The sequence below is a fragment of the Streptomyces sp. NPDC091271 genome, assembly GCF_044757505.1.
Lineage (GTDB): Bacteria > Actinomycetota > Actinomycetes > Streptomycetales > Streptomycetaceae > Streptomyces.
On the sequence record NZ_JBIVVD010000001.1, the window covers coordinates 104,013 to 116,383 of the forward strand.

General features: G+C 71.8%; 11 protein-coding genes. 10 read left to right on the top strand and 1 reads right to left on the bottom strand.

What is annotated here, in order from left to right; all coding sequences use genetic code 11:
* Positions 1-7 precede the first annotated feature (7 nt).
* A complete protein-coding gene (locus ACIQM3_RS00580) occupies positions 8-1,276 on the top strand; it encodes a sensor histidine kinase (RefSeq protein ID WP_401616880.1) in 1,269 nt (422 codons plus the stop codon).
* The gene (locus ACIQM3_RS00585; RefSeq protein ID WP_014047499.1) at positions 1,273-1,953 is read left to right on the top strand and encodes a response regulator transcription factor; all 681 of its coding nucleotides are present in this window, start codon (positions 1,273-1,275) and stop codon (positions 1,951-1,953) included. Before ACIQM3_RS00580 ends, ACIQM3_RS00585 begins: the two co-directional genes overlap by 4 nt.
* A 60-nt stretch (positions 1,954-2,013) precedes the next feature.
* Here the strand turns inward: ACIQM3_RS00585 and ACIQM3_RS00590 are convergent, their stop codons facing one another.
* Positions 2,014-2,670: a DUF461 domain-containing protein gene (locus ACIQM3_RS00590; RefSeq protein WP_401616884.1), complete on the bottom strand. Its 657-nt coding sequence runs from the start codon at positions 2,668-2,670 to the stop codon at positions 2,014-2,016.
* A 650-nt stretch (positions 2,671-3,320) separates the two neighbouring features.
* Here ACIQM3_RS00590 and ACIQM3_RS00595 point away from each other — a divergent pair.
* From ACIQM3_RS00595 to cysS, 8 genes are all read left to right on the top strand, one after another.
* On the top strand, positions 3,321-3,803 hold the full coding sequence (locus ACIQM3_RS00595) for a CarD family transcriptional regulator (protein WP_006380568.1): 483 nt from the start codon (positions 3,321-3,323) through the stop codon (positions 3,801-3,803).
* A gap of 425 nt (positions 3,804-4,228) precedes the next feature.
* Positions 4,229-4,993 (top strand): 2-C-methyl-D-erythritol 4-phosphate cytidylyltransferase, encoded by a 765-nt coding sequence (ispD, locus tag ACIQM3_RS00600; protein ID WP_401616887.1) that lies wholly within the window; start codon positions 4,229-4,231, stop codon positions 4,991-4,993.
* On the top strand, positions 4,983-5,495 hold the full coding sequence (gene ispF / locus ACIQM3_RS00605; protein WP_401616890.1) for a 2-C-methyl-D-erythritol 2,4-cyclodiphosphate synthase: 513 nt from the start codon (positions 4,983-4,985) through the stop codon (positions 5,493-5,495). Before ispD ends, ispF begins: the two co-directional genes overlap by 11 nt.
* A 165-nt stretch (positions 5,496-5,660) precedes the next feature.
* Complete coding sequence (locus tag ACIQM3_RS00610) at positions 5,661-6,260, top strand: GNAT family N-acetyltransferase (protein WP_401616893.1); 600 nt, start codon at positions 5,661-5,663, stop codon at positions 6,258-6,260.
* 27 nt (positions 6,261-6,287) lie between these two features.
* The gene (locus tag ACIQM3_RS00615; protein ID WP_401616896.1) at positions 6,288-7,805 is read left to right on the top strand and encodes an ABC transporter substrate-binding protein; all 1,518 of its coding nucleotides are present in this window, start codon (positions 6,288-6,290) and stop codon (positions 7,803-7,805) included.
* A 4-nt stretch (positions 7,806-7,809) separates the two neighbouring features.
* Positions 7,810-9,522, top strand: coding sequence for an ABC transporter permease subunit (locus ACIQM3_RS00620; RefSeq protein WP_401616898.1), 1,713 nt, complete (start codon positions 7,810-7,812; stop codon positions 9,520-9,522).
* 46 nt (positions 9,523-9,568) lie between these two features.
* Positions 9,569-10,825 carry an MFS transporter gene (locus ACIQM3_RS00625; RefSeq protein ID WP_401616901.1) on the top strand — a complete coding sequence of 419 codons (1,257 nt, stop codon included), beginning with the start codon at positions 9,569-9,571 and terminating at the stop codon, positions 10,823-10,825.
* 60 nt (positions 10,826-10,885) lie between these two features.
* Positions 10,886-12,283, top strand: a complete 1,398-nt coding sequence (gene cysS, locus ACIQM3_RS00630; protein ID WP_401616904.1) for a cysteine--tRNA ligase — start codon at positions 10,886-10,888, stop codon at positions 12,281-12,283.
* Positions 12,284-12,371 lie beyond the last annotated feature (88 nt).

A 12,371-nucleotide genomic window follows, 5' to 3' on the forward strand; every position in this document is an offset into this window, starting at 1 on the left:
TTGAGGCATGGACGTGAACGCGGCGGTCGCCGCAGCTGCCGCGATCGCCGGGCTCTGTACCGGTGTGATCGCGATGCTGGCGTTCCGCTGGAGCGAGCGCGAGCAGAAGCGGCCCACGCGTACGTCCCTGCGGCCCGACGGCAACGCCGCGCTGCCCCCGGGGGTGGACACGGTCCTCTCCGTGCTCAGCTCGTCGGCCGTCGTGCTCGACGAGAGCGACAGCGTCGTCAAGGCCAGCTCCGCCGCTTATGCGCTGGGCCTGGTCAGGGGCGGACGACTGGCGGTCGAGCCGATGCTCCACATGGCCAGGGACACCCGGCGCGACGGTGAGATACGGCAGGGCGAGCTGGACCTGCCGCGTCGCGGTACGGGCAGGGGCGAGGCGCTCGCCGTGTCGGCCCGGGTCGCCCCGCTGGGCTCACGCCTGGTCCTCCTGCTGGTCGAGGACCTCACGGAGGCCCGGCGCATAGAAGCGGTGCGGCGTGACTTCGTCGCCAATGTCAGCCATGAGCTCAAGACGCCGGTCGGAGCGCTCTCCCTGCTCTCCGAGGCGGTCATGGACGCCTCCGACGACCCGGAGGCGGTGGAGCGGTTCGCCGGCCGCATGCAGATCGAGGCGACCCGGCTGACCAACCTGGTGCAGGAGCTGATCGACCTCTCCCGGGTGCAGAACGACGACCCGCTGGAGGACGCCGAACCCGTACGGGTGGAGGATCTGGTCGCCGAGGCGATCGACCGGTGCCGTCAGCAGGCCGGTTCGAAGCAGATCACCATGGCCTCGGGCGGCACCGCGGACCTCTTCGTCTGGGGCAACCGGAGCCAGCTCGCGGCCGCCCTCGGCAATCTCGTGGAGAATGCCGTCAACTACAGCCCCGCCCGCACACGCGTCGGAATCGCCGCCCGGAAGCTGGCCGCGCCCGGCGGGGATCTGATCGAGATAGCCGTGACCGACCAGGGCATCGGCATCTCCGAGAAGGACCGTGAACGCGTCTTCGAGCGGTTCTACCGCGTCGACCCGGCCCGCTCACGGGCCACCGGTGGCACCGGTCTCGGCCTCGCCATCGTCAAGCACGTGGCCGCCTCGCACGGCGGGGAGGTCACCGTATGGAGCTCGGAGGGACAGGGCTCCACGTTCACCCTGCGACTGCCCGAGTCGGGCGTCGTACGGGGTCGTACCACCGGCGGATCCCTGGTCGTCAACGGTGCTGTTGACGACGACGGGCCGTACGGGACCGATTCTTTTGAACCATTTCCTGCCCCGGAGGCCCTTCCGTGACCCGAGTGCTTGTCGTCGAGGATGAGGAATCCTTCAGCGACGCCCTGTCCTACATGCTCCGCAAGGAAGGCTTCGAGGTGGCCATCGCGGCCACCGGCCCGGACGGCCTCGACGAGTTCGAGCGCAACGGCGCCGATCTCGTGCTGCTCGACCTGATGCTGCCGGGTCTGCCCGGCACGGAGGTCTGCCGTCAGCTGCGCGTCCGGTCCAACGTCCCGGTGATCATGGTCACCGCAAAGGACAGCGAGATCGACAAGGTCGTGGGCCTCGAAATAGGAGCCGACGACTATGTGACCAAGCCCTTCTCCTCGCGGGAGCTCGTGGCCCGCATCCGCGCGGTCCTGCGCCGCCGTGGAGAGCCGGAGGAGGTCACCCCGGCGGCCCTGGAGGCCGGCCCGGTCCGGATGGACGTGGACCGCCACGTCGTCACGGTCTCCGGCGGCAAGGTCGACCTCCCGCTGAAGGAGTTCGACCTCCTCGAGATGCTCCTGCGCAACGCCGGGCGCGTGCTGACGCGCATGCAGCTGATCGACCGGGTCTGGGGCGCGGACTACGTGGGTGACACCAAGACCCTGGACGTCCACGTCAAGCGGCTGCGCGCCAAGATCGAGCCCGACCCGGGGGCTCCGCGCTACCTGGTGACGGTGCGGGGCCTGGGTTACAAGTTCGAGCCGTAAACCGAGGGCTGCGAGCTATGTGGGGGGTGTCTCCGGCGGAGACACCCCCCACGCGCGCGATCAGTGCTCGGCGGCTGCGCCGTCGGCCGGCGGGGCCGTGTCGGTCGCCTCGCCCGAGGGGCTTCCGGACTGCTCGCCCGGCGTCTCGGACGCACCAGGCGTCCCGGAGGCGGAGTCCGAGGGGGTGGGCTTCGCCGACGGCAGTGCGCTCGGGCCGAAGTCCTTGAAGAAGCTGGTCGCCGGGACGATGGCGGCGCCGAGCGAGACCTCGCCGGTCTCGCTGAACGTGAAGGCGACGTTCTGCACGTTGCCGTTCGCCCCTGCCTGGCGGCCGTTCTCGATCACGGCGGAGGCGTTGTCCTTCCCGCCGATGATGAGCCGTCCGCCGGCCGGGACCACGAGCGGCCCCTTGCCCTTGGCGGGCTTCAGCGCCACCGTCGCGTTGGTGCCCGGCAGGGCGATCGTCTCCACGACCTCACGCTTCGGGCCGTCGTTGAAGAGGGTGGCGGCGATGACCGCGGGGCCCTCGGCGTCCGGCTCGGGCTGGGTGACGATGTTCAGGTTCTGGATCTTGATGGAGTCGACAGCGGTGGCTGCGTTGTCCGGCCTGACCTGAAGCGTCTGCGCGTCGTTGCCTGCACTGCACGCGGACAGCGCGGCGATCGAGAACACGAGGGCAGTGGCGGCGAAGGCGCCGTGTCGAAGGCTGCGGCTCACGGCGGCGGCAACTCCTTGAACGTTCGGACTGCGGACTTCGGACTCTGCGGACAGGAAGGCCCGAGCGGCCGTAAAGCCGCCCTAAGTGTGTGTCAGCGGGCTCAGGTTACCGAGCCGCCGTCCTGGGCCCGCACCCGACCCGCCCCTCGGGGCGCCCGAGCTGTGGACCGGCGCCGGCGGCCGTGGTTCAGACATCCCCCGGCCGTCCCCCCGGGCACGACGATTCGCACGGTGTTCACAAAACCCGGGGGAGCGGCGCGTTGACGCGCCGATGATCCATTTCCGGCGGTGGCGCATTTCCCGCGCATAATCCACCCGGCCCCAGGTCGTTGATCAATTTCAATGACCATGGACGCTAAGAGCCGTACGGGTGATCGAGGGCCGAACGGAGTACAGAAAGTTCACCATCCGGAATCCGGCAAAACGGGACTTTCGGCCCCTTCTTGAAGGCTTCCGACACCTGTGACGCGCGTGTTTCGCCTCGGTCGTACGCCCGCTCCGACCTGCGAATATCGCCTTCCGGAAGGCTGTCGCAGCACGTTCGTGTCTCAGTTGTCAAGCCCCGAGATATGCCCTGACCTGCGAAAACGCCATTCAGGAGAAGCCGTTCTCGTGTTACTCTGGATAGCCACGGAAGGGGTACCTGTCACATGACGTTCAAGGTTGGCGACACCGTGGTCTATCCCCATCACGGGGCCGCGCTGATCGAGGCTATCGAAACTCGCCAGATCAAAGGCGTGGACAAGACCTACTTGGTGCTCAAGGTCGCCCAGGGCGACTTGACGGTTCGTGTACCGGCGGACAATGCGGAGTTCGTCGGTGTGCGTGACGTAGTCGGGCAGGAGGGGCTGGACCGGGTCTTCGAGGTGCTGCGCGCGCCGTACGCCGAAGAGCCGACGAACTGGTCCCGACGCTACAAGGCAAATCTCGAGAAGCTCGCCTCAGGCGATGTCATCAAGGTCGCAGAAGTGGTGCGTGACCTGTGGCGTCGTGAGCGCGAGCGCGGACTCTCCGCAGGTGAGAAGCGCATGCTCGCCAAGGCCCGCCAGATTCTGGTGAGCGAGCTTGCTCTCGCGGAGAACACGAACGAGGACAAGGCCGAGGCCCTGCTCGACGAGGTCCTCGCGTCCTGAACCGGACGACACCGGTGACCAAGGCGACCGGAGACCGGTAACCGGACCTCGCCGGTGTCCGGATGACGCCGACCAGCCGGATCCGGTGTCGAGGAATATGCAGCGGTGCCCGCTGACCAGCCGTTTTCACGGCAGTCGTCGGGCGCTGCGGCATGTTCGGACCCGAGTGGCATGTCCCCAGCGGCATGTTCGGACCCGATGAAGAAGATCCATCCGGAAAGCTGCCGACGCACCCGGTGCCGCCGTCCCCTCGGCAACCTCCACCGGGCCCTGCTGCGGCTCGTCCGACCGGGGGTCACGGAAGGGGTCCCGGTCAAGTCAAGGCGTCGCGCCCGGCTCGTCCCCCGGCCTACGGTCGGGGCACGCCCAGGCCATACCCATGTCGGCCGTGGAAACAAACCTGCCGAAGCTTCGGAGTGCAACCGATGTCACCGATGTCACCGATGCCCGCTGAACCGAGCCCTTCCCGCACCGCGGCCGTGATCCCCGCGGCGGGCCGCGGAGTCCGGCTCGGCCCCGGCGCCCCGAAGGCGCTGCGCGCGCTCGGCGGCACCCCCATGCTGATCCACGCCGTACGGGCCATGGCCGCCTCCCGGGCCGTCAGCCTCGTCGTCGTGGTCGCGCCCCCGGACGGGGCGCCCGAGGTCAAGAACCTCATCGACGGGCACGCGCTGCCCGAGCGCACCGACTACGTCGTCGTTCCCGGCGGCGCGACACGCCAGGAATCGGTGAAACTCGGCCTCGACGCCCTGCCGGACGACGTCACCGTCGTCCTCGTCCATGACGCGGCGAGGCCTCTCGTGCCGGTCGACACCGTGGACGCCGTCATCGAGGCCGTACGGGACGGGGCTCCGGCCGTCGTTCCCGCGCTTCCCCTCGCCGACACCGTCAAGGAGGTCGAGCCGGGGGTGCCGGGTGTGCCGGAGCCGGTCCTCTCGACCCCCGTACGGGCGCGGTTGCGGGCCGTGCAGACGCCCCAGGGCTTCGACCGGTCCACGCTCGTCGAGGCGCACAGGAGCGTGGCCGTCGACGGCGAGGGTGCGACCGACGACGCGGGCATGGTCGAGCGGCTGGGCTCGCCGGTCGTCGTCGTACCCGGGCACGAGGAGGCGTTCAAGGTGACCCGCCCCCTGGACCTGGTCCTGGCGGAGGCCGTTCTCGCACGCCGGAGGGCGAACGATGGATTCTGAGGCAACGACGCAGCCGGCTCCCCTGATCCCGCGCGTCGGTATCGGGACCGACATCCACGCCTTCGAGGAGGGCCGCGAACTCTGGTGCGCGGGCCTGCTGTGGGAGGGCGAGGGACCCGGCCTCGCCGGCCACTCCGACGCCGACGTGGTGGCGCACGCCGCCTGCAACGCCCTGTTCTCGGCCGCCGGACTCGGTGACCTGGGGCAGCACTTCGGGACCGGCCGCCCGGAGTGGTCGGGCGCCTCCGGTGTCACTCTGCTCACGGAGGCCGCCCGGATCGTCCGCGCCGAGGGCTTCGCCATCGGCAACGTCGCCGTGCAGGTCGTCGGTCTCCGGCCGAAGATCGGCAAGCGGCGCGACGAGGCCCAGAAGGTGCTCTCCGACGCGGTCGGCGCCCCCGTCTCGCTCTCGGCCGCGACCTCCGACGGACTCGGCTTCACCGGCCGCGGCGCGGGCATCGCGGGCATCGCGACCGCCCTGGTCTACCTCGCAGGCGCCTGACGCCTGCCGCGCAAGCACCTGACGCCGTCCCAGGCGGGCGGTCACGCGCCCCCGCCCGCCTTATTGCACATCGCTTGCACGTACGCTGGTGCGGCAAGTGATGTGCCGTACGGCCGAGAGCGAGGGTGAGCGTCAGTGGTGAGCGCGACCGCCGGGGCGACAAGGATGCCGGAAGCGCCGGCCGGAGCGGACGGATACGTCCTGCGGACCGCCACCGCCCAGGACGTCGGCGGCGCCCGGGCCGTCATGCTGGACACCGTCTACCACGACCTGCGCTCGGGCTACGTGCCCCGCTGGCACGCCGACATCATCGACCTCGAGGGCGCCTATCTGCGCCCCGAACGCTGCACCCTCCTGGTCGTCGTGCGCGGCGACGAGGTCGTGGCGACCGGGGCGGTACGGGACCGGGGACCGCAGGCGCCGCCCAATCCGCAGTGGGTCGCGGACCGCTTCCCCTCCGGGTCGACGGCGCAGCTGTGCCGGATCTACGTACGGCCCGACCACCGCAGGCACGGCCTGGCCCGCAGGCTGGTGCGGGAGCTCGAGGGCTTCGCCGCCCGGGCGGGTGGCTACACCTCGCTCTACCTGCACACCGATCCGGCCGTGCCGGGCGCCGAGCCGTTCTGGCGGTCGCTCGCCCAAGAGGTCTGCGACGAGCGCACGCTGCCGGGTGGCGGGCAGGGCATCATCCACTTCGAGCTGCCGATGCCCGCACCCCAGGGGCCCGCGGGGACGGTCCGGATGGCCACCCCGAATATCAGATGACAATCGTTTTCACATAGGGTCTCCGTCATGCCTACGTCCCGAAGCCGCCGCTTCCCGCTGCCGGTCATCGTCGCCACCACCGCCCTGCTGCTCCCGCTCGCCGCCTGTACCTCGTCGAGCGGCTCCGGAGCGTCCGGCGACGCACAGCGGCTCCGGGTCGTCATGGCCTTCCCGCCCGCCCAGGCCATGTCCCCGTACGGGGACGACGCGGTCACCCTCAGCCGGCTCGCCGTCATCGAGGGCCTCACGACCCTGGACAGGAACGGCGCCGCGAAGCCCGCCCTCGCCACGTCCTGGAAGCAGGACAACCCCACCACCTGGACGTTCACCCTCCGCGACGCCGCCTTCCAGGACGGCGGGAAGGTCGACGCCGCCGCGGTCGCCCGGTCCCTCACCGCCGCGAGCAAGGCTTCCCCGCTGCCCCGGGTCCTCTCCGACACCACCCTGAAGGCCACCGCCGCGAGCAAGGACACCGTACGGATCGTCACCGGTGAGGCCGACCCGCTGCTTCCTCAGCGGCTCGCCAACCCCTCGCTCACGATCCTGTCCGCCGGCGCGTACAAGAACGGCAAGGTGAACCCCGCCGGGCACGCCACCGGCCCGTTCACCCTGACCGACGTCAAGGGCGCGGTCGCCGCCACTCTCGAACGGAACGCCGACTACTGGGGCGACAAGGCCGAGGCCCCGGGCGTCGACGTCACCTTCGCCGCGGACGGCACCGCCCGCGCCAACGCACTGCGCACGAAGACCGTCGACGTCGCCGAGTACGTACCGATCGCGCAGGCCTCCCTGCTCGGCGACTCGTACGTCCACGAGTTCCCGTCCGCCCGGACCAACGGCCTCTCGCTCAACACCGAGCGCGGCGTCTTCGCCGACCCGGCCATGCGCGCCGCCGCCCGCGAAGCCATCGACTCCCAGGCCCTGGTCGACGGTGTGTACGAGGGCCGCGCCGACACCGCACAGGGGCTCCTCGGCCCCGGCATCCCCTGGGCCGCCGGAAAGCGCACCACGCCCACCGGCCGGACCCAGGCGGCGAGCCGCGCCGAGGTGGCGAAGACGAAAGAGATCGTCCTCGCCACCTACACCAACCGGCCCGAGCTCCCCGAGGTCGCGACGCTCGTCCAGCAGCAGCTGGAGAAGCGCGGGTTCACCGTCAAGCAGGTCGTCCGCGATTACGCGCAGATGGAGGCCGACGCCCTCGCCGGGAAGTACGACGCCTTCATCCAGGCCCGCAACACCCTGCTGGACACCGCGGACCCCGTCTCCTACCTGGCCTCCGACTTCACCTGCGACGGCAGCTTCAACATCTCCCAGCTGTGCGACGAGCGGGTCGACGCCGCCGTCGGCAAGGCCGCCTCGCTCACCGGTACGGACGCCCGGCACACCGCCGAGATGACCGCCGAGGCCGCCGTCCTGGGTGCCGACGCCCTCGTACCGCTCGTCCACGAGCGCTTCGTCCAGGGCTACGACGACGCCCGCGTCGAAGGCGTCGCCCTCGACCCCATGGAACGCACCCTCATCACCGCCGACACCCGCGTCGGGTGACCCCGTGAAGTACCTGGCCGGACGACTGGGCGCCCTCCTGGCCGTCCTCGCCGTCATCGGTCTGCTGCCCAGGCTGACCCGCACCGATCCGGCGCTGACCATTCTGCACGCCCGCTACGCGGACCGCCCGCCCACACCCGCCGTGCTCGACGCCATCCGCGCCGAGACCGGCCTCGACGGCGGCCCGCTGCACGTACTCGGCGGCTGGGCCTCCGGACTGCTCCGCGGCGACCTGGGAGAGTCCTGGGTCTCCGGTCAGCCCGTCGGCCCCGACGTGACCTCCGCACTCGGCGTCTCCCTCACCCTCATGGGTGTCTCGCTCGCCGTCGCCGTACTCCTGGCGCTCGCCCTCGTCGCCGGAACGCTCCGTCGGGGCGCCCGCCGACGGCTCGTCACCACCAGGGCGGGCGTCGGCGCGGCCGTGCTCGCCGCCCTGCCGGAGTTCCTCCTCGCCGCGGTCCTGGCCACCGTCCTCGCCGTACAGCTGGGCTGGTTCCCCGCCCTCGGCTGGGGCGGGCCCGAACAGCTCGTCCTGCCCGCCCTCGCCATGGGCGTCCCCGCCGGCGCGCTCCTCGGCCGGCTGCTCGACGACGCGCTGCCCGCCGCGTTCGCCGAACCCTGGGCGCGCGCCGCCACCGCCCACGGGATGCCCGCCCGAAGGATCGCCGCGCACGCCCTGCGCCGCACCCTGCCCGCACTGCTGCCCCAGCTCGGCCTCGTCGTCGTCGGGCTCACCGGCGGGGCGGTCGCCGTCGAGACGCTCTACGCCATCCCCGGGCTCGGAGGTACGGCCCTGGCCGCCGCCCTGGCCCAGGACCTGCCCGTCCTCCAGGCCTGCGTGCTGCTCCTGCTCCTCCTGGGCGTCGCGGCCGGGCTCGCGGCCCGGCTCGGCTCCAGGGCCCTGCTCGGCCCCGCACGGGCCGACGGCGCCCTCCCCCCGCTCGTCGCGCCACCCCTCCCCGCCCGCCGCACCGTGGCCGTCGGGGCGGCGGTCCTGGGAGCCCTCCTCGTCGCCGTCGTCCTCACGGGCCTGCTGCGCGACCCCCTGTACGCCGACACCGCCGCCCGCCTCGCACCCCCCTCGGCCGCACATCCGCTGGGCACCGACTCCCTGGGCCGCGACGTCCTCGCCCGCCTCGGCCACGGGGCGGCCCGGACCGTGCTCACCGCGATCGCCGTCGGCGCCGTCACGCTCCTCCTGGGACTGCTCGCGGGGGCGGCCCGCGCCGGAGCCCTCACCGAGACGGCCAACGCCCTGCCCGCGGTCCTGGCCGGTCTCGTCGTCGCGGGAATCGCGGGCCCCGGCCCCTGGGGCGCGGCAGCCGCCGTCGCCGCCGTCGCCTGGGCCCCGCTCGCCGCCCACACCTCCGCGTTGTACGCCCAGGAACGCGCCGCACCGCACGTCACCGTCGCCCGCGCCCTCGGCGCCGGGCCGTGGCACCGGCTGCGCCGCCACATCCTGCCCGGCGTCCTGCCACCCGTCGTACGCCACGCCGTCCTGCGCGTCCCCGCCATCGCCCTGGCACTCGCCTCCCTCGGCTTCCTGGGCCTCGGCACCCCGGCCCCCGCGCCGGAGTGGGGCCGCATGCTCTCCGAGAACATGCCCTACGCCGAACGCGCCCCCTGGGCCGTCCTCGCCCCCGCCGCCGCCCTCGCCGCCCTCGGCGCGCTCGCGGTGCTGACCTCGGCGGCCGTACGCGGCAGGCGGCACCGATGACGACCTCCACGACGCACACCCGTGCCGTACGCGGCAGGCGGCACCGATGACGACCTCCACGGCCCGCAGCCGGTCCGGTACCGCCCGGGGGCTCACGCCCTACCTGCGGCTCCTGACCGCCACCCAGTTCGCCTTCAACACCGGCTTCTACGCGGTCCTGCCCTACCTCGCCGCACACCTCGGCGACGGACTCGGCATGGCCGGGTGGCTCGTCGGCCTCGTGCTCGGCCTGCGCACCTTCAGCCAGCAGGGCCTCTTCGTCGTCGGAGGCGCCCTCACCGACCGCTACGGCCCCCGGCCCGTCGTCCTCACCGGCTGCGTCCTGCGCATCGCCGGATTCTGCTGGCTCGCCCAGGCCGGCACCACCGTCACCGTCATCGGCGCCGTCCTCCTCATCGGCTTCGCCGCCGCCCTCTTCTCACCCGCCGTCGAATCCGAGACCGCCAGGGCCGCCGTCGCGCACGAGGCCGGGACCGGGACGCCGCGCGCCCAGGTACTGGCCGTCTTCTCCGCCGCAGGCCAGGCCGGGGCATTCCTCGGACCCCTGCTCGGCAGCCTGCTGCTGCTCCTGGGAGGAGACTTCCGGACGGCGTGCCTGGCCGGGGCCGTCGTCTTCGTCGGCGTACTCGCCGGACACGCCCGCCTCATGCCCCGCCGGCCCCGCCGCGTCCGCACCGACCGGGCAAACGCCGTCCCCCTCAGCCAGGTCTTCGCCAACCGCCCCTTCCTCGTGCTCTGCCTCGCCTACAGCACCTACCTCGTCTCCTACAACCAGCTCTACCTCGCCCTGCCTGCCGAGGTGGAGCGGGCCACCGGCTCCCAGAGCGCGCTCGGCGGACTCTTCGCGCTCTCCTCCCTGCTCGTCGTCGCCGCCCAGCTGCCCCTGACCCGCTGGTCCGCCCGTCGTGTCGCGCCCCGGACCGCCCTCGTCGCGGGGCTCGCCGTCGTCGCCGCCGGATTCGCCGCGGTGCCCCTCGCGCCGGACGGGCCCGCCGGACTGCTCCCCGGGGCCGTCCTCGTCGTCCTGCTCACACTCGGCCAGATGCTGCTGGTCCCCGCCGCCCGGGGCCTCGTACCCGACCTGGTCGACGACCGTCGGCTCGGACTCGCCACCGGGGCCCTGTCCTCCGTATCGGGCCTCGCCGTCCTCGTGGGCAGCGCCGCCACCGGAACGCTCCTCGACGGCCCCGGACCCGTCCTCTGGACAGCGCTCGCCGCCGTCCCCCTCGCCGGCGCCGCGCTCTCCCTGACGCTGCCCACCGGGCGGCGCACGCCGGAGCCCGTCACCACCGTCACCGATTAGTTGTGACACGTTTTCCACAGGGGGCGCTGGGCACGGGTGCGGGCCCACTACCCTTGAGGGGTGACTATTCGCCTGCATGACACCAACGCCCGGCAGATTCGTGACTTCGTCCCGCTCACAGCGGGCTGTGTCTCGATCTACCTCTGTGGCGCGACTGTCCAGGCCGCCCCGCACATCGGGCACATCAGGTCCGGGCTGAACTTCGACATCATGCGCCGCTGGTTCGAATACCGCGGGTACGACGTGACGTTCATCCGGAATGTCACCGACATCGACGACAAGATCATCAAGAAGTCCGCCGAGCAGGGCCGCCCCTGGTGGGCCATCGGCTACGAGAACGAGCGCGCGTTCAACGCCGGTTACGACGCCCTGGGCTGCCTCCCGCCCACGTACGAGCCGCGGGCCACCGGCCACATCACCGAGATGGTCGAGATGATGCGCGGCCTCATCGAGCGCGGCCACGCCTACGAGGCCGACGGCAACGTCTACTTCGACGTCCGCTCGTACGAGGGATATCTCGAGCTCTCCAACCAGGACCTCGACGACCTGCGGCAGCCCTCCGGCGACAACGAGACCGGCAAGCGCGACAAGCGCGACTTCGCCATGTGGAAGGCCGCCAAGCCCGGCGAGCCCAGCTGGGAGACGCCCTGGGGCCGCGGCCGGCCCGGGTGGCACCTGGAGTGCTCCGCCATGGCGCACAAGTACCTCGGCACCGCCTTCGACATCCACGGCGGCGGCATCGACCTGATCTTCCCGCACCACGAGAACGAGATCGCCCAGGCCAAGGCCTTCGGCGACGAGTTCGCGAAGTACTGGGTGCACAACGGCTGGGTCACCCTGTCCGGCGAGAAGATGTCGAAGTCCCTCGGCAACTCGGTGCTGGTCAGCGAGATGGTCAAGCAGTGGCGTCCCATCGTCCTGCGCTACTACCTCGGAACCCCGCACTACCGCTCCATGATCGAGTACAGCGAGGAGTCGCTGCGCGACGCCGAGTCCGCGTTCGCGCGGATCGAGGGCTTCGTCCAGCGCGTGGTCGAGAAGGCCGGCCCCGTCGAGGCCGCAGCCGAGGTGCCGCCCGCGTTCGCCGAGGCCATGGACGACGACCTCGGTGTGCCGCAGGCACTCGCGATCGTCCACACCACCGTCCGGCAGGGCAATTCCGCCCTCGCCGCCGACGACAAGGAAGCCGCCGTCGCCCGCCTCGCCGAGGTCCGCGCGATGCTCGGCGTCCTCGGACTCGACCCCCTCGACCCCCACTGGGCCGGCGAGAGCGACCGCGGCGAGGACCTCCACGGCGTCGTCGACACGCTCGTACGCCTCGTCCTCGACCAGCGCCAGTCCGCGCGGGACCGCAAGGACTGGCCCGCCGCCGACGCCATCCGCGACCAGCTCAACCAGTCCGGCCTCGTCATCGAGGACAGCCCCAGCGGACCCCGGTGGACACTCGGACCGCGCTGAGCGGACCTTCGCACCATGCGTGAGCAGCGCAAATGTGCCGCCCGGCCGTCCGGGCGGCACACTTTCACTTGACGACGTCTTTCTGAAG